Genomic DNA, 17,947 nt, shown 5'->3' on the forward strand with positions numbered 1-17,947 from the left:
TTAAAAATTAGTGAATAGTCGTAAAAAAGTGTGTAATATTCATGCACCTTAACTGTTCTCCCAACTCAAAAAACTATAAATATGAAATTATCATTAAAACAAAAGCTTATAGGCGCAAGCCTTTCTGCTGTTGTTGTGATGGCAACAGCACTTACTTGGTTGTCGGCTGGTCAATTATTTGATCAGACTCGTTCAGGTGTCTATTCACGTGCGCAAAGTCTTAGTACTACTGCGTCAGAGGGAATTTCTGATTGGGTCAATATCCGTAAAGATATTGCCACTGCGTTCAACGACTACTCGACCGAGCAAGACGTTGTTCCTTTCCTACAACAAGCTCGCAAGGCTGGTGGCTTCGATGACATCTTCCTTGGTACACCAAACGGTGATATGTACCGCTCTCATCCGGAGCGTAACCGTGCTGATTATGACCCTCGCACACGTCCTTGGTACAAGGATGCTGATGCAGCGGGTAAGCAAATCATCACAGCCGCATATCAAGACGCAATCACGAATGCACTACTTGTGACCATTGCTGAGCCAGTAATGAAAAATGGTCAGTTTGTTGGTGTTGTTGGTGCGGATGTACTGATCGATCAGCTTATCAGCGATGTGATTAACTTAGATGCAGGTGAAAACGCGCATGCGATGCTAATCGACATGAATGAAGGCACCTTTTTAGCGCATCCAGATAAAAGCTTGACGCTTAAGCCTATCACCAGTGTTCTAAAAGATTTTTCAGAAGAGGCAATTGAGCGTGCCGCCGATGAAGGTCGTATCGAAGATACGGTAATCAAAGGAAAAGAGAAGCTTTACTACTTCAATAAAGTTCCTGGCACGCATTGGATGTTTGCGATTGAAATGGATCGCGCAACAGAAGAAGCAGGTCATGCGGTATTGCTACGAGATCTATTGTTCACTGCTGTGGCGATCACGATTGTGGTTATTCTTGCAGTTTCTTGGCTAGTTGGTTTCTTGTTCCGTGACTTGAACCGCGTATCAAATGCACTGGAAGAAATTGCATCTGGCGAAGGTGACTTAACGCAACGCCTAGAGCCACGCAGTGATGATGAAGTAGGTAAACTGGCGGAAAACTTCAACCGTTTTGTTGGCAACATGCACACAATGGTTACTAAGCTTAGCCACGTATCTTCTGCGCTTTCAGAGCAAGCACGCACGACAGCACAGCAAGCTGAGGAGCGTAGTCAGCGTATCTCTTACCAGCAAGATGAAATCAACATGGTGGCGACGGCCGTGAACGAAATGGCAGCAGCGACACAAGAAATTGCAGGTAATGCTGATAGCACGGCAAGTAACTCAGAAGAAGCGGTTCAAGCTTGTTCACACGGTTCAAGCCAAGTAACTCAAACGCAAGGCTCTATTCAGAACTTAGCGCAAGAAGTTCAAGTTGCTACTGATGTGATTCAAGAGCTAGAAGCACACGGAAATAGCATCAATACGATTCTATCAACGATTCAAGGCATTGCAGAGCAAACGAACCTACTTGCACTTAACGCGGCGATCGAAGCGGCACGTGCAGGTGAGCAAGGCCGTGGTTTTGCTGTGGTTGCAGATGAAGTCCGCGTATTGAGCCAACGTACTCATGCTTCAACGCAAGAGATTCAAGAAACTATCGAGATGCTACAAGGCACAACAGCCAAAGCGGTCGGTATTATGGGTGACAGTCGTCGTCTAGCTGATACCAGTGTTGATGATGCCAATGCGGCTGCAGCGAGCTTGACGCAAATCCACACTGCTGTTGAGCGTATCAGTGATATGGCAACGCAGATTGCTTCAGCAGCAGAAGAGCAAGCATCGGTAACCACTGAGATCACTCGTAACACTGAAGGTATTCGTGACGTGTCTAACGAGCTGTCAGTCGAAGCTCATCAAGCAGCAGAACAAGCTGCTCACCTGTCTGAGCTATCACACGAACTTGAACAAGAGATTCAACGCTTTAAGCTGTAATCTTGTCTCAACCTAAGTAAAAAGGAGCCATCTGGCTCCTTTTTTGATCGCTATTAAGCGTGAAGTATATTACAGCCAGAACTCACTGATGGGTTGCTCTTCACTGTAATGATGGGCGATTTGCGCTTGCAGTAGCTCTGCGGTAGCAATTGCATCGGTTAATGCATGGTGAGGCGTATAGTCTGGCAGCCCATAACGGCGTCGAGATTGCGCTAGCCGAACCGATTCTGGTTTTTTCCCTTTTAAACGCTCCCAGAGAGAGCCTGAACGTTTCTGTTGAATCGTTTCTTCAAGGTGCAGCGTATCTAAAACAGGAAACTCAATACCTTCCCCTAAACGGCTTTTGAGCGCTTTATCCAGAAACTCTCTCTCGATACGACGGTAATGAACAACAATGATTTTCCCGCTTAAGCATGGTAGCAGCTCGCTTAAGATATCGCCTAAGTCAGGTGCATCGATCAATTCGCTGTGAGTAATACCGTGTATAATGACTGAATCTTCATCGAGTGCACGCTGTGGACGTACCTTCCAATGACGCGAGTTACGTAGGAAAATTCGCTTCAGGTTAAACGGCACCAAACCAATAGTAATGATGTCATGTTTTTCAGGATTCAAACCCGTCGTTTCGAAATCTAACGCCACGAACTCCACCTCAGATAACGGTGTTTCTGGAGCAGGCGGCTTGTTGCTATAAAACGCAATTAAATTCTCATCCTTCGCCATCTCCAGCTTTTGTTCAAACTTCGTTGGCCACTGAATGGTTGGCTTCTGAAAGAGCTTTTTAATCATGCTAAACCTCACTTAAAGCTCTTGTTCGCTTGGTAGCGGAACTTAAGGAAATTTTGACCATTGCTTAGGATCTGGAATGCATCCTTTAGGTTGCGACGTTCAAACTCAGAGAGGTTTTCTGGTTCGATATTGTTATCAGGATCAATGCCTAGTTCCACATCCGTCGCTTGGTGACGAATACGCACCATGGAAATAAACTCTAACGCGTCTTTTAAGTCTTGTGCTCGACCTTTTGGCAAAATGCCAGCGTCAATGATGTCGTCAAGACGCTCAAACGAGTTCTGTGCTCGTGAACCAACCGCCAGAGAGTGAACGCGAATTAAGTCGACCAGAGGAGCAGTACCGCGACGTTTGAGGTTGATGGAGTTGTTGTGTCTGCCATCTTTTTCCATCACGAAGTCTTTAAAGAAGCCTAGAGGTGGTGTTCTGTTTAGTGCGTTACGAGCCAAACACGCTAAGAAGCGGTTGTTCTTTCGAGCGCGACGAACAATAAAGCTAGTTAACTGTTCTGCCCATTTTAAGCGGCCATAGACGCCATCCAAGTCGAAAAAGATGGAGGCGTTGAGTAGTGCTTTCGGGTTCGGGTTATCAATCCAGTCAGCAAAACACTCTTCCCATTCTGAACGAGTCATGCGCCACAGTGGGTTGGTTGCCATAATATCGCCTGTGCAATATTTGTAGCCACAGGCATCTAACCCATCGCTGACGTATTTTGCTAGGGCTTCGAAGTATTTACCATGTTTCTCTTCTTGATAAGTTTCATCTAGAATGATGGCGTTATCTTGGTCAGTCACCAACAGTTGCTCATCTCGCCCCATTGAGCCAAGTGCAAGGAAACAATAAGGAATTGGCGGTGGACCAAGCTCTTCTTCTGCCATTTCTAGCAGACGCTGTTTGAAGCTTCGGCCAATGACCGACATCGCGCTACCCACCATGTGAGAGTTGGCATCTTCATTGACCAGACGCACGAAGCTGCTTTTCACTTCTTCGGCAACAACGGCTAAATCTTCGATAGTCTGTTGTTGGAAAATACTACTCACCAACAACAACGAATTCTGAGATTCATAACGAACAATGTCGGTGGTTTCGATAATACCGATTGGTAATTGGTTTTTTACCACTGGTAGGTGATGTACGTTGTAACGCAGCATCGTTAACATTGCTTCATAGATGTAAGCGTTGTGGTCAAGAGACATGACCTCCGTGGTCATCACACTGGACACATCGTCCTGTGGGGACAAACCTTCAGCTAACACACGGGTACACAAGTCACGGTCGGTAATGATACCAAGTACTGGGGACTGTGGATCGTCTTCGTCACGAACGAAATCTGGGTCGACGATAAGTAAAGCCGATACGTTGTCATTCGCCATTTGCTGCGCGGCTTGCTGGATTGTCTGACCACGATCAATCGTATGAGCATCGCCAGTCAGCAAGGTTTTCACTTTCGACGTCGTCAGGTCATTGGCGTCTTTGTTTTCTGAAATGGCTTGGCGTAAACGAGCGCTATTTTCAACTTCAACAAAATCCGCAAAGGAATCAAAGTTATCGTAAATTTCTTGGAAAATGTCACCAGGAATACAGTAGAGCAGGGTATCCTCAATGGCTTTTACCGGAAAGCGGACTTTGTTATTGGTGAGCATGCCCATCTGGCCAAATAGGTCACCTTCGTCAAGGCGATTATACAGCTCACCTTTGCGTCGATAAACTTCAACAACACCGCTTCGCACCACGTATAAATCTTGGATATAGTCTCCAAAATGGATGATGGGGGTATCTTCTCGGTAGTACGAGATTTCGATACTCTCTGTCACCTTGTTTAGTGTTTCTTCAGGGAGTTCATTGAACGGGGGATACTTGGCGAGAAAGTTGTAAATCTCGAGAAGTTCTGCATCCATCGAAGGCGCCTTTTAGTTCGCAAATAATAAAGTAATCTTAACTTAGTTTTAAAACAGAGTCTTATCTGAACCGCGATTTTCGTGCTCAGTCATAAGATTCTGACATATCGCACGATAAGGGAGCTTCATTTTTACTACTATATGGTCACCTCAATTGAAAAAGACGTCGCCGATATGTTTTCTTCGTGATGACTGATTAGATCTTTGGCTGTTTCAGATCGTTATCACGTCTTTAGATTAAGCTATTCTTCTTGAGCCAAGTAGCTCAGGCGATGGAATACAGTGTTTAGATAATTCTCATGAAAGGAAGTCGAATGGTGAGAAATTTATTGCTTGTTTCTTTAGCTGCTTTGCCGGCGATATCAAGCGCAGTGGTCATGGACCAAGCAGAAAAATTTGGGTACGAACACATTCATTTGGATGTTGGTGCCGGAACGACAAACGAAGAATGGTTAGATAACTCTAATACGACCACAGTGGGACTCGGTGGTAACTATTTGTTTACTGAGAATTGGTTGTTTAATGTTGATTACTCAGCGCAGTTTTTCCATCCGGATGATTTTACTCTTCGCATTGACCGCCTTTTGTTTGGTGGTGGTTACCGTTATGGAGTTACAGAGCAATTCGATATCTACGGGATATATGGAATAGGCGCAATCAAAGCGAAAGCGACGGACGACAAAACGGATAATACGTTGTCTTCCGATAGCGAATTGATTCAAGCTGTAACTGTTGGGGTGAATTACTTGCTCAGTGAAAAGCTTATTGCGACAGCTGAAGTGGAGTTGAACCGTAGTGATATCGTTGATGAGAACAATTTTAAGATCGGTCTTAACTACCAATGGCATAAAGTCATCGGCACTGGTCTTTTTTATCAGTTTAGAGATACTGATTACAGCGGTGAAAGCTCAGATTACGTCAATGAAGTTGGGCTGAGTTTGAAGTTTGTCTACTAGATCGGACGGGTTCGTTTTTGGCGTTAAGTTAAAACAAAAAAGGTCAGCTTATGCTGACCTTTCCTTTTAACAAAGTATGCGACAGTCGATTATAAAACCGCTGCAATGCCTTTACACAGAGGGCCCATATTTGACTTCGTCATACCAGCAACACTGATTCGGCCAGAACCGACAATGTAAATACCGAACTCTTCTTTAAGGCGGTTAACTTGCTCTTTAGAAAGACCAGAGAAAGAGAACATACCATTTTGACGTTCGATGAAACTAAAGTCTGCGTCCACACCTTCTGCTTTTAGTGTCGCTACAAATAGTTCACGCATTTCTTGAATACGGTCACGCATTTCTGCTACTTCAGCTTCCCATTCCGCACGCATTTCGGCGTTGCCAAGAATGTGAGTCACGACAGCACTGCCGTGTGCAGGTGGGTTAGAGTAGATAGAGCGAATAATGGCTTTAACTTGAGAAAATGCGGTTGTTGCGACTTCTTCTGACTCAGCTACTAACGTGAAGGCACCTACGCGTTCATTGTATAGGCCAAAGTTTTTCGAGAAAGAGCTCGCGACTAGAATTTCTTTGTTGTACTTAGCAAAAGTACGAAGACCTGCAGCATCTTCTTCCACACCTTTAGCAAAGCCTTGGTAGGCGAAGTCGAACAGAGGAAGCAATTTCTTCTCTGCGACAAGTTTCGCCAATGTTTCCCATTCTTCAGCCGTAGGATCGATCCCTGTAGGGTTGTGACAGCAGCCGTGTAGAAGCACGATGTCGCCTTCAGATGCAGATTGCAGATCATTTAGCATCGCATCGAAGTCTTTGTCTTTTGTTTCAGCATTGTAGTAGCTGTATTGTGCCGTTTCGATACCAGCAGCAGTAAATACGCCGTTGTGGTTCGCCCATGTTGGGTTGCTGATCCAGATCTTTACATCGCCTAGTTGACGTTTAATGAACTCGCCGGCAACACGTAGTGCACCAGTACCACCCGGAGCTTGAGCTGTTTTAGCGCGTTTTTCGTTTACAATTTCTGCATCAGAGCCGAAAAGCAGTTTTTGCACTGCAATACCGTACTCTGCTGTGCCTTCGATGGTTAGGTAAGATTTGGTTTTTTCAGTTTCAACAAGTGCTGCTTCAGCTTTCTTTACTGTCGCAAGAACGGGAGTTTCGCCTTGCTCGTTTTTGTAAATACCTACGCCAAGGTTAATTTTGTCTGCGCGAGCATCTTTTTTAAACTCTTCAGTAAGGCCAAGAATAGGGTCAGCCGGAGCGGCAACTACTTTTTCAAACATAATCTTCATCCATGTTAATCGAAGGGGTGTGCTAACATTTATACCTTTCAGCAATATTGGTTACAACCGTTACTGAAAAGAAAACCTAAAAAAGTTGCGATTTGAAACAGAATTCTAACATAACTAAAGTTTTTGCCATGAAAACGTTTGGTAGGCACAGAGTTTGAAGGGCATTTATGCCATGGTTGGAGAAGTTTTGCACACATCCCAATCGTTTCAATTCAGTGCTTTGCGTTAACACGTTTATAATTGCCTAGTGAGGATTTGTTGAGACAAAAACGCCCCACCAAAGGTGGAGCGTTTACTGTTAGAGTATGGATATCGGTTGGGGTTATTTCTTCAGATTGATTTCCGACTCAACCGCATTGGTTTCGATGTCAGGGTTAGAAGAAAGTTTTTCAGTCGCCCAGTCGTTCATATGCTTTAAGATCGCTTTTAATGCGTGCTTTTCGGTTGGTACTTCTGTCTTTTCAACTTCAAGTTTTTGCTTCGGATGCGTACCCGTCGCATCTTCCGCAACGTGTAGCCAATCTGGGTGCCAGTAATAAGGTTGGCCGGAAGGAGAGCTCCAAGAATGTACGCCGTTGGATTCACCTTTGTATTTAATATCTTCTTCGTTGTATTTCGCCATTATTGTTTTCTCTCATAATCCATGAGTTGAGGTGTGCATCACCATTACTATTTAAATGTAACAGATGTAATGAAAATTAATGTGATAACAATCGACTTATTTTGCCCTTTGAACGCTATAGAAGATGCGTACTTCTCATTCAGAAGAATTTACTATTTGGCAGGTTTTAGCTTTATTTGTGTTTAAAGCATACAACGATGGATTCGCCTACCTAATGCTATTCTTGAACGGTGATAGAGCCTAAACTACTCGTCATTCAAGTGTTTGAGAATCGCCGCTTTTGCATGCTCTTCTGTCGCTGTTTCTCCATCAGGGACTTCAAGGTCAGCCTTTTTGTGTTCACCCAAAGCATCTTCAGCGATATGCAGCCAATCAGGATGCCAATAATAAGGGGTGGTACTGCCAGGATGGTCCCAACTATGTACACCTTTATGTTTTCCGCGATACGAGAGATCGTCCATTGTAAAAACTTTCATCGCTTCCTCCTGATTTAAAGACCGTAGCTCGAAGTGAGTTTAACGCACTCAGTCCAACGTAAAACCTTGCTTTTAGGTATTGCAAAGATGTGAGGCAATATGTGTGTAACAGTCAAAGTATGGGATATAAACGCTCACTTCGTGGCTGAAATATCTATTGATAAGCTTGATAAATTACGTTGCTAAATTGAATACTCCCATATCAGAATGCTGGCGCGAAGTATGCTATGGTGCGGCTGTAAGTGAAATGAGGGAAACATGAACCGATACCGTCAACTGGCTGAGCTGTTCAAAACGCAGATTCAGCAAAATACATGGAGAGCAGGGGAAAAGCTGCCATCAGTGCGTGTAACAAGCCGAAACCATTCTGTCAGCGCAGGTACGGTATTACAAGCTTATCAGTTGCTCGAAGCACAAGGTTGGGTCGCAGCGAAACCTCAGTCTGGATACTTTGTGACTGCGGAGTTGGACCGCTTCGAACCGAGTTCTCCAGCCACTTCCGTTTATCGCTCTAGCATCAACGATGAACTTTACGACTACCTCAAAAATCAGGCCTCACCGAATGCGGTGAAGTTTGGCTCCGCGTTTCCAGACCCAGCATTGTTCCCATTAGAAGCGCTAAACCGCAACCTAGCCAGCTCAGGCAGGAAGATGGGGGCAGAGACGTTATTGGATAACTTGCCGCCGGGCTGTGAGTCTCTACGCCGTTTGATTGCTCAACGGTACATCCAACAAGGTATGGTGTTTACCCATGATGATATTGTCGTTACTTCTGGCGCATTAGAAGCGTTGAATTTGAGCCTTCAGGCCGTGACCCAGCCTGGAGATACTGTTGTAGTTGAATCACCGACGTTTTATGGCGCACTTCAAGCGATTGAACGTTTAGGTCTAAAGGCGATAGAAATAACGGTGGATCCGTTAACTGGACATTCAGTGGATCAAATTGAAGCGACTTTTGCCGACAATGATGTTCGCGCATGTTGGTTAATGACTAACTTTCACAATCCAACAGGAACCTTATTAAGTGACGGGCAGAAGCAACGTATCGTCGAACTGGCTGATAAATACGATGTGTACTTGATCGAAGATGATGTGTATTCAGAGCTTTATTTTTCTGAAAAAAAGCCAAGCTCACTTAAAGCTTTTGATACACAAGAGCGCGTGTTGCATTGTGGATCATTTTCAAAAAGCCTTTGCCCTGGCTATAGGCTGGGCTGGGTGGTAAACAAACGCTTCAATGAGCAACTTCAAAAGCTGCAACTTATCTCGACGTTGTCAGGCAGTGCACCAATCCAGCAGGGTATCGCGCATTACTTGCAAAACGATAGTTATGATAGCCATCTTAGAAAACTGCGAAAGAATCTTGAGCAGCGGCAATTGGCGTTTATTGAACTGGTTGATAAGTACTTTCCCCAATCGATTCGTTACACGCAACCGGAAGGCGGCTATTTTCTTTGGATAGAACTGCCGAAAACAAAGTGCGGAAAAGCGATTTATCAGAAGTTATTGGAAGCGAACATCACTGTAGCATTTGGTCAGTTGTTTTCTGTCGCTCCAAATTATGAGAACTACCTGAGGCTTAATACATCGTTACCTGTAAATGATGAATTAGAACAAGCCGTGAAGACGGTCGGAGAATTACTTCATTAGCCAACTGTTTACCTGTTTTTTGCTCAAACTGTATCAGTGGACGATACCGAAGCTGTGTTTCAATCATGGGCAGACAACCATTTAGGTTAGGAGCCGTAATGAAAAAGCAGTTGGTAAAGCATGAACTTAGGTTGATGGGTGTTGCTATTTTTAGCGCATTTTTGTTGGTGTTTGCACACTTGATATTGGCGAAATCTTTTTCTCATATGGTTTGGACGGAATACACTGCTGCCGTTATCCCATTTGTGATGTTTGGCTTGTGTGTGGTTGGAGTAAAATACGCAGCGCGAGCAGATGAGGATGACGACGAAAATAACAACTAGAGTGCATACACCGGTTGCTAGAAAATCATTCGTACAAAATAAAAGACCTCCACATGGGAGGTCTTTTTAATTCGATATCACTAAAAAGTGATTAGAAGTTCGCAGAGCGAGGAGTACGTGGGAATGGGATCACGTCACGAACGTTGCCCATACCAGTGACGTAAGATACTAGGCGCTCGAAGCCTAGACCGAAGCCTGCGTGTGGCACTGTACCGTATTTACGTAGGTCGCGGTACCAGCTCATATGTTCAGGATCGATACCCACTTCACGCATACGTGCATCTAGAATGTCTAGGCGCTCTTCACGCTGAGAACCACCGATGATTTCGCCGATGCCCGGTGCTAGAACGTCCATCGCTGCAACTGTTTTACCGTCATCGTTAGCACGCATGTAGAATGCTTTGATGTCTTTCGGGTAGTTCTTAACGATTACAGGTGCTTTGAAGTGTTCTTCAGCAAGGAAACGCTCGTGCTCAGAAGACATATCGATACCCCATTCAACTGGGAATTCGAACTCACGACCTGAATCAAGAAGGATCTGGATTGCGTCAGTGTAGTCAACCTGCGCGAAGTCAGAAGAAACGAACTGCTCTAGACGAGTGATTGCTTCTTTGTCGATGCGTTGAGCGAAGAACTCAAGGTCATCGCGACACTCTGCAAGCACCGCTTTAAACACGTACTTGAGCATGTCTTCAGCCAGTTTCGCTACATCATCCAGTTCTGCGAACGCAACTTCAGGCTCAACCATCCAGAATTCTGCTAGGTGGCGGCTTGTGTTTGAGTTTTCAGCTCGGAAAGTAGGGCCGAAAGTGTAAACTTTGCTTAGCGCACAAGCGTAAGCTTCTGCGTTTAGCTGACCAGATACGGTTAGGAACGTCTCTTTACCGAAGAAGTCTTCGTTGTAGTCCACTTTACCAGCGTCAGTGCGAGGAAGGTTTTCCATGTCTAGCGTAGATACGCGGAACATTTCACCAGCGCCTTCAGCATCTGAAGCCGTGATCAACGGCGCAGATACCCAGAAGTAACCTTGCTCGTGGTAGAAGCGGTGGATTGCTTGTGATAGGCAGTTACGTACACGTGCTACTGCACCGATTACGTTTGTGCGCGGACGAAGGTGCGCAACTTCACGTAGGTACTCGATTGAGTGACGAGTTTTTGCCATTGGGTAAGTTTCAGCATCTTCAACCCAACCAACCACTTTAACGTCAGTGGCAGCAAGTTCGAAGTCTTGACCCTTTGCAGGAGATTCAACAATCTTACCAGTTACTTCAACAGAGCAGCCAGTCGTTAGCTTTAATACTTCGTCTTCGTAATTATTAAGATTATTTGGGACCACGGCCTGAATCGGGTCGAAACAAGAGCCGTCATATATGGCAAGGAAAGAGATTCCAGCTTTGGAATCACGACGTGAACGGATCCAGCCACGAACAGTCACTTCGCTGTCTACTGCTAGCTGACCTTTCAATACGTCTGATACAGGCGCGTAAGTCATGTTTTCAATATTCTCCATTGAGGTAAAAATTCAACTCAACGCTTACTTAAAGTACTTGTCTAATAACATTTTTGTTCAAAAAACAAGCTAAGCGCTGAGTTGGGTAGCATTTTACAGATTCAACGAGACATATTACCTGTCAATTCGCTCGCATCAACCTTTATATTCGTTTTGATGGGGAGAATCTCTCTATTTATTCACTCTTTTGTGCTCTGAAAGTGTGAATTGGTTTAGTAATTGCTCTAAACGTTCGGATAGATGCTCTAAATCAACACTAATATCACGCGTGTGCGATGCTGATTGCGATGTGTCGTTAGCATGCAGTGTGATCACATCTATTTTAGATTGAATATGCTGACTTACATCAGATGTGGTTTGCGTCTGGTTTTGGATATCTTCTGCATGTCTGAGCACTTGGCGCATCTCGTCAACAACGTTATGCATTGTGGCTGATAGTGCCTCGACATCGACAGAGCGTTGATGAGCAAACTGGCAGACGGTATCAACAGAAGTTAATGACTCTTCACTTCCTTGCTGGAATTGAGAAATGATATGTTCAATATTACCAGTGGCTTCAGCCGTCCTAGAAGCCAGGTTACGCACTTCTTCCGCGACGACCGCAAAACCGCGTCCTTGCTCTCCGGCACGGGCGGCTTCAATAGCAGCATTCAACGCGAGCAGATTGGTTTGTTCTGCAATACCCTTAATAACCACAAGAATGGACGACACTTCTTCGGTTCTCTGGTTTAGAGAGCTGATTTTTTCCCGTACGGTATCAATGTTACTTACTAGTTGTTTGATGTCTTCACTGACGTTGTGTGCTTGGCTTGCACTATGAGTGGCGACATCAACGGTGTGATTGACCAAAACAGTAGCATTATTAGTCGAGTCCTCAACCGCAGTTTGTTGCTGCAACATATCGGTGATATTACTTTGTACTTCGTTGGTCTCTAGCTGTTGGTTATTGGCCGCTTTATCTGTGGACTGCGCGACAGCAGTTAGTTTACTCGCGGAGTCGGCAAGTGAGTGAGAGGTGTCTTGCACACGTTCTAAGCTTTCGGAGACCGTATCCATGAATGAATTGATGGCTGTAGAAAGTTGGCCCACTTCATCCTGTTGGTGATGCATAAGTCGTTGAGATAGATCTTTGCTATGGCTCACATTCGACATGAATTTCGACGTTCTTTGAATTGGTCGTACAATGATTTTTTGAATCAAACTCATCGTTATGATGAAGCCCACAAATGCGATTACGGCCATTATTCCCATCGCAAACATTGCCTGTTTACTGATCATTGAATTGACATGATTCATGTTGTATTCCAAGCGAATCGCGCCCAACACTTCTCCTGCTGGTGCAACGTGGCAAGAAACGCAGTTGGTGCCACGGTAATTTTCGCTCGATTTCATTGGTAGCGCGACTACTAACCCTTTGCCCCAATCGGCTGAGATTGGTTCAATCACCAGTTCACCATTCAACGCTCGTTGATCAATATCATCGACAGGCTGCTGGTTTTGTTGCCCAGGTCCGTAAAGTTTGGTCACAGTATCAGCTCGCAACACGCGAACTGCTTCAATGCCTTCTTGGGCCAGGGCCTTTTGACGTAAGGTTTCTTTTTGCGACATGGTGCCCGTAAGCATCATCATATTTAGGCTATCGAAATAATTACTAGCCTTATCATGGAGTTGTTCACTAAGAACATCATTGATTAAGGTTTTTTGTTGATGGTATTGGTAAGCCGTAGAGGCAGCTAGAACGCAGCTGAAGACAGCAATTAACGCCAGTAAGAGCTTAAAAGTGATAGTTGAGCGCATAAATTTATAAGTGTAATTGGAACGAACTGCACAATATTAATGTGCACAAATGCGCACTGCGAACAACGAAATGAATGATTGTGACCCCACACATGTTGGGGATATGTAATTGTGATGTGAGTGCTGTGTAATCAAATGTTTGGCGCGTGACAGAAATACGGCGCTTTGGTGTGAGTGATAGCAAAGAGGCCAGGAACAAGCGGAAGTTTTTGCTACGCTTGTATGGGGTAACGCTTGTCTCTTGGCAGCGAATTCCTTAGTATTGCCTGTCTTTTTAAAGCCTGAGAATCAAGATGAAAACAGAATTATACAAAGAGTTTATGTTCGAAGCTGCACACCATTTGCCACACGTACCAGAAGGTCACAAGTGTGGTCGTTTGCACGGACACTCTTTCCTTGTTCGTCTTTATGTAGAAGGTGAAGTTGATCCACATACAGGTTGGGTAGTGGATTTTGCAGAGATCAAAGCTGCATTTAAACCAATTTACAATCGCTTAGACCATTACTACCTAAACGACATTGAAGGGTTAGAGAACCCGACTAGCGAAGTGTTAGCAAAATGGATTTGGCAGCAGCTTAAGCCAAGCTTACCACTGCTAAGTAAAGTAGAAATCAAAGAAACGTGCACAGCGGGTTGTATTTACAAAGGCGAATAAGTCACTTTCTGTTGAGCATTAAACAAAGGCAAGCGAGAAGCTTGCCTTTGTTGTATCTGAATGGCCCAATTTTGATTATGCTTCACCAGCTAGCTTAATGGGTGTCGTAGAATCCATTCTTTTTCATTATCACCCAATGTTGTTTCCTCTGTATTAATGAATCCGCACGCATCAAGAAAACTGATAGCGTATTGCTGACTTTGTGGGACAGTGGCGCAAAGAGAAGTGCTTTTAGGGTTAATGGTATACGCATAAAGGAACAGTTTACGCAATGCCTCACTCCCAACCCCTTGACGTTGGAAACGTTGATCAATCATCAAGTACTTAAGCTCCAGTTCGTATCGTTTAGCAAACGGCGCATGTTGGGAGAAACCTTTATCGATAACAAGATAGCCTACTAATAGGTCATCAGAATAAATCGTAAACAACGCCTCTGACTTACTACGTTTTTGATAAGCCATTTCAAACGGTGTAAAAAATCCTTTTTGCTCTTCTTGCACATCCAATTGCATCAAACTTGAAAAATCTTTCAGTTTGGTGGGTTTAATCGCAATCATCGCTCAATCACAAATTGGCGGCATACCTTTATGCCACCACGAGTTTTTATAGAGTATTAGATCTATTTTAAGTAACTAACCGAGTGAAGAAAAGCTAGCAATGAAGAGGGTAATAATAACCTTGGTGAATGTATGCGCCCAATGTTGTGAGTAAGTGAGCACTGTCTGCGGTTTCTACGCCTTCAACAATGACCGTGCAGCGATACGTATTACCCATAGCAATTAACTGACGCAAGGTTTCTATCTTTTTATCATCAGTTTTTAGGCCAATAACAAATTCTCGGTCGATTTTGAGATAGTCCGGATTCAGCTTGCTGATAAGCGCCACATTATTATTGCCGGTGCCAAAGTCATCAATACTGATTTTACAATCCAGAGCTTTTAGTTTCGCGACATTGCCATAAATCTCAGAGGTATAGTACATCGATGCATTTTCTGTGATTTCGATTGTCAGCAAACGGCAATCCCGATTAGATAGCTCTCTATATAGGATTGAAAAGTTACGCCCTCGCAGCAAAGAAGGACAAACGTTAATGCTGATAGGGATGGGCAACGCTTTTTGCTTGGTGTAGATGGAATCAATCACCAGTAAGGTATGAGTTAGCAGCAATCCATTGCGGATCAGTGTTTCAATAAACCGTTGCGTATTTTTTACCTTAAACCGGGAGAGGGCTTCGTAGTGCACAATCTTTTGTGCCGAAGTGTTATAAATCGGCTCCAGTTTTATTTTGAATTGTCGAATTGCGCACAAGTAAGCCATAAAGGCTTGTAGGGAGCGGTGACGCAGTATAATGAGAAAAAGTAAGCTCAGTAGAATGATACTTTGAAACGGTCCAGAGATGTAATACACCTCTTTATAGCCACTATTCTTTACGTGATAATTGAAAAAGCGTTCATTGGTGTTACCAATCTCTAACGACGTTCCGGTATTCGTTGATAGCTTCATACCGGAAAGAAAAAAACGTGAAATATGATTTTCAACATTGTCGGATAAGTTAATGTTTTTAACACGAACCAAAACAGTTGCGTTATTTAAGTCAAATGATTGGGTCGTGTAATTGTTATTGTTACTCCACTCTTCAAAGGCTTTTTTGCTGACAGGGACAACGGTTTCTGGAGTGACTAAGCATCGAATATTGAAACGATCTAGCATCATGCTCGATTCCACCAACTTCACATTATCAAATAGCGACTTCAGTTCGCTTTCATTAGCAAAGCAACTCCTGCGGGAAAGGCTCTCTGCAATTTCGAAGGCGTTATCCAGATAATTATGTTTAACGATGCTGTTTATCGTGTAGTAACAGATAGCAAAGAAAATGATCGCAGTGATCAACACAACCCACATCGCTTGTGAATAGATCTTTTTATTACGCAGGCAAATACGAAGTGCTTTTCGAAGACTATTGGTTGTGTATTGATTGATCTTCTGTTGATGTTCGATGCCATTCTGATGGTTGTTTTGCATAGTAAAAGGGATGAAGTATCCGGTCCGGTGAATGTTTTCGATAATGTTTTTGTTAGTGGTTAAGTGTTCTTCCGTGAGCTTGCGAAATTTCTTTCTTAGAGCGGCCACCGCGTTTTTAAAGCCATTTTCAGGCAGTGTCATTTTGTATTGTTGAGTGATTTTGCTTTCTATTAACCGCTGACTAATCGGCGTATTTAAACTGCCGTATGTGGCGATAGTTGACAGAATGGCGTACTCATTTGGGTTGACAGGAATGGAGTGGTGGAGTGACTGATTGAGCTCTAGAGATATTTCGTTTTCGGACAAGCAAACGCAGATTTGGTTTCCAATTTCAAACCTAATCATGTGTTGATGTGCTCCAAGTTTAATTTTTGGCTACGTTATCAATAAAGCTAGGGAAGAGATGTGATTTTTTACTGAGATATCCATAATATTTGGATATATTCAACGTTTTAGGTTTTTTTTACTTGTCCTGATAACGCATTTTCCTGGGTTTTTTAGGTATAAAAAAACCCGAGCACAGACTCGGGTTTTGATTGGTATTCAGAAAGGCGTGTTAGCAAATCACTTTGATTGCTAGACCACCTTGAGATGTTTCGCGGTATTTCGCGTTCATGTCTTTACCTGTTTCTAGCATGGTTTCGATAACCTTATCTAGAGAAACAGTTGGAGCTGAAGAGCGACGTAGTGCCATGCGAGTAGAGTTGATTGCTTTTACTGCCGCAATACCGTTACGCTCAATACATGGAACCTGAACCTGACCTGCAACTGGGTCACACGTTAGACCTAAGTTGTGCTCCATCGCGATTTCTGCTGCCATACACACTTGCTCTGGGCTACCACCCATAAGCTCAGCAAGGCCTGCTGCTGCCATAGAACATGCCACGCCAACTTCACCCTGACAGCCAACCTCAGCACCAGAGATAGACGCGTTGCGCTTGTAAAGACCACCGATTGCGCCAGAAGCCGCAAAGTAACGGATGTAATCTTTTTCAGTCACAGTTTGGATGAACTTATCGTAGTAAGCCAGTACCGCAGGGATGATGCCACACGCACCGTTAGTTGGTGCTGTAACAACGCGGCCACCTGCTGCGTTCTCTTCGTTTACTGCGAAAGCAAACATGTTTACCCAATCAACAACAGACATTGGGTCGTTTGTTGTCTTTTCTGAAGTAAGTAGCTGCTGGCGAAGTGCTGCTGCACGGCGAGGCACACGCAGTGGACCAGGCAAAATACCTTCTTCATTCATACCGCGATCCATACACTCGCGCATTGTGCGCCAGATGTTTGCGAAATAAGTACGAGTTTCTTCATCTGAATGAAGCGCATGCTCATTCTTCATGGTTAGTGCGCTGATGGACAATCCACTTTCGTGGCATTGGTTAACCAGTTCCTCTGCCGTTGTAAACGGGTAAGGTACTTTTACTGGGTTTTCAGCTTCTTTACCGAAATTTTCTTCATCAACGATGAAACCACCGCCGATAGAGTAGTAAGTTTTTGAGTGCGCCTTTTCGTCATCAATCCAAGCGTGGATCTGCATGCCGTTTTCGTGTAGCTCTAGGTTTGTTTTGTGGAAGTTCATTCCACCTTCACGTGGGAACGATACTGTGTGACAGTGCATGCCAACAGGAAGGCGTTCAGTTTCTTCTACACGAGCGATAAAGCCCGGGATAGAATCGATATCAACTTTCTCAGGAGTGTTGCCTGCAAGACCCATGATGATAGCAATATCTGTGTGGTGACCTTTCCCTGTCAGTGATAGTGATCCATAAACGTCAACGGTGATTTTAGTGATGTCGCGCAGTTTTCCCATTGCACGAAGATCATCAATAAACTCTTTACCCGCTTTCATTGGGCCTACAGTGTGTGAGCTTGAAGGTCCAACACCGATTTTATAGATATCAAAAACACTAATCATATCGATTACCTCAGAAGAAAGCCTCCCAAGGGGAGTTGGGAGGCTTAATTTTATCGTTATATTTTTGGATTAATCA

Annotated in this window: 15 protein-coding genes; 5 read left to right on the forward strand and 10 right to left on the reverse strand. The window is 44.1% G+C overall.

What is annotated here, in order from left to right; all coding sequences use genetic code 11:
• Positions 1 to 81 precede the first annotated feature (81 nt).
• Positions 82 to 1,965, forward strand: a complete 1,884-nt coding sequence (locus tag R7E00_RS16240; protein WP_005376880.1) for a methyl-accepting chemotaxis protein — start codon at positions 82 to 84, stop codon at positions 1,963 to 1,965.
• 69 nt (positions 1,966 to 2,034) lie between these two features.
• Here the strand turns inward: R7E00_RS16240 and R7E00_RS16245 are convergent, their stop codons facing one another.
• Positions 2,035 to 2,754, reverse strand: a complete 720-nt coding sequence (locus tag R7E00_RS16245) for a 3'-5' exonuclease (RefSeq protein WP_005376881.1) — start codon at positions 2,752 to 2,754, stop codon at positions 2,035 to 2,037.
• An 8-nt stretch (positions 2,755 to 2,762) separates the two neighbouring features.
• The gene (locus tag R7E00_RS16250) at positions 2,763 to 4,652 is read right to left on the reverse strand and encodes a DUF294 nucleotidyltransferase-like domain-containing protein (protein ID WP_169628544.1); all 1,890 of its coding nucleotides are present in this window, start codon (positions 4,650 to 4,652) and stop codon (positions 2,763 to 2,765) included.
• Positions 4,653 to 4,966: 314 nt separating this feature from the next.
• Here R7E00_RS16250 and R7E00_RS16255 point away from each other — a divergent pair, with 314 nt between their 5' ends.
• Entirely contained in the window at positions 4,967 to 5,608 is a 642-nt protein-coding gene (locus R7E00_RS16255; protein ID WP_005376883.1) for an outer membrane beta-barrel protein, read from the forward strand.
• An 89-nt stretch (positions 5,609 to 5,697) separates the two neighbouring features.
• On the opposite strand, the gene R7E00_RS16260 is transcribed toward R7E00_RS16255, so the two are convergent.
• The 3 genes from R7E00_RS16260 to R7E00_RS16270 form a co-directional block, all read right to left on the reverse strand.
• Positions 5,698 to 6,888 (reverse strand): amino acid aminotransferase, encoded by a 1,191-nt coding sequence (locus tag R7E00_RS16260; RefSeq protein WP_017636105.1) that lies wholly within the window; start codon positions 6,886 to 6,888, stop codon positions 5,698 to 5,700.
• Between the two features lie 331 nt (positions 6,889 to 7,219).
• Positions 7,220 to 7,519: a hypothetical protein gene (locus tag R7E00_RS16265; RefSeq protein ID WP_005376885.1), complete on the reverse strand. Its 300-nt coding sequence runs from the start codon at positions 7,517 to 7,519 to the stop codon at positions 7,220 to 7,222.
• 245 nt (positions 7,520 to 7,764) lie between these two features.
• Positions 7,765 to 7,995 carry a hypothetical protein gene (locus R7E00_RS16270; protein ID WP_017636104.1) on the reverse strand — a complete coding sequence of 77 codons (231 nt, stop codon included), beginning with the start codon at positions 7,993 to 7,995 and terminating at the stop codon, positions 7,765 to 7,767.
• Between the two features lie 258 nt (positions 7,996 to 8,253).
• On the opposite strand from R7E00_RS16270, the gene R7E00_RS16275 reads away from it, so the two are divergent.
• Both R7E00_RS16275 and R7E00_RS16280 read left to right on the forward strand, forming a co-directional pair.
• Positions 8,254 to 9,645, forward strand: a complete 1,392-nt coding sequence (locus R7E00_RS16275) for a PLP-dependent aminotransferase family protein (RefSeq protein ID WP_154204464.1) — start codon at positions 8,254 to 8,256, stop codon at positions 9,643 to 9,645.
• A gap of 98 nt (positions 9,646 to 9,743) precedes the next feature.
• Positions 9,744 to 9,968, forward strand: a complete 225-nt coding sequence (locus tag R7E00_RS16280) for a hypothetical protein (protein ID WP_017636102.1) — start codon at positions 9,744 to 9,746, stop codon at positions 9,966 to 9,968.
• Between the two features lie 91 nt (positions 9,969 to 10,059).
• Here the strand turns inward: R7E00_RS16280 and asnS are convergent, their stop codons facing one another.
• Both asnS and R7E00_RS16290 read right to left on the reverse strand, forming a co-directional pair.
• The gene (asnS, locus tag R7E00_RS16285; protein ID WP_017636101.1) at positions 10,060 to 11,460 is read right to left on the reverse strand and encodes an asparagine--tRNA ligase; all 1,401 of its coding nucleotides are present in this window, start codon (positions 11,458 to 11,460) and stop codon (positions 10,060 to 10,062) included.
• A 189-nt stretch (positions 11,461 to 11,649) separates the two neighbouring features.
• Positions 11,650 to 13,275 (reverse strand): methyl-accepting chemotaxis protein, encoded by a 1,626-nt coding sequence (locus R7E00_RS16290; protein WP_025767294.1) that lies wholly within the window; start codon positions 13,273 to 13,275, stop codon positions 11,650 to 11,652.
• A 293-nt stretch (positions 13,276 to 13,568) separates the two neighbouring features.
• On the opposite strand from R7E00_RS16290, the gene queD reads away from it, so the two are divergent.
• On the forward strand, positions 13,569 to 13,931 hold the full coding sequence (gene queD / locus R7E00_RS16295) for a 6-carboxytetrahydropterin synthase QueD (protein WP_005376896.1): 363 nt from the start codon (positions 13,569 to 13,571) through the stop codon (positions 13,929 to 13,931).
• An 89-nt stretch (positions 13,932 to 14,020) separates the two neighbouring features.
• On the opposite strand, the gene R7E00_RS16300 is transcribed toward queD, so the two are convergent.
• The 3 genes from R7E00_RS16300 to R7E00_RS16310 all read right to left on the reverse strand — a co-directional run bounded on the left by R7E00_RS16300 (position 14,021) and on the right by R7E00_RS16310 (position 17,871).
• Positions 14,021 to 14,488, reverse strand: coding sequence for a GNAT family N-acetyltransferase (locus R7E00_RS16300; protein ID WP_169628564.1), 468 nt, complete (start codon positions 14,486 to 14,488; stop codon positions 14,021 to 14,023).
• A 94-nt stretch (positions 14,489 to 14,582) separates the two neighbouring features.
• On the reverse strand, positions 14,583 to 16,298 hold the full coding sequence (locus tag R7E00_RS16305; RefSeq protein ID WP_262606224.1) for an EAL domain-containing protein: 1,716 nt from the start codon (positions 16,296 to 16,298) through the stop codon (positions 14,583 to 14,585).
• A gap of 211 nt (positions 16,299 to 16,509) precedes the next feature.
• Positions 16,510 to 17,871 carry an L-serine ammonia-lyase gene (locus R7E00_RS16310; RefSeq protein ID WP_262606225.1) on the reverse strand — a complete coding sequence of 454 codons (1,362 nt, stop codon included), beginning with the start codon at positions 17,869 to 17,871 and terminating at the stop codon, positions 16,510 to 16,512.
• Positions 17,872 to 17,947 lie beyond the last annotated feature (76 nt).

The sequence above is a fragment of the Vibrio sp. Vb1755 genome (assembly GCF_033338635.1).
Lineage (GTDB): Bacteria > Pseudomonadota > Gammaproteobacteria > Enterobacterales > Vibrionaceae > Vibrio > Vibrio alginolyticus.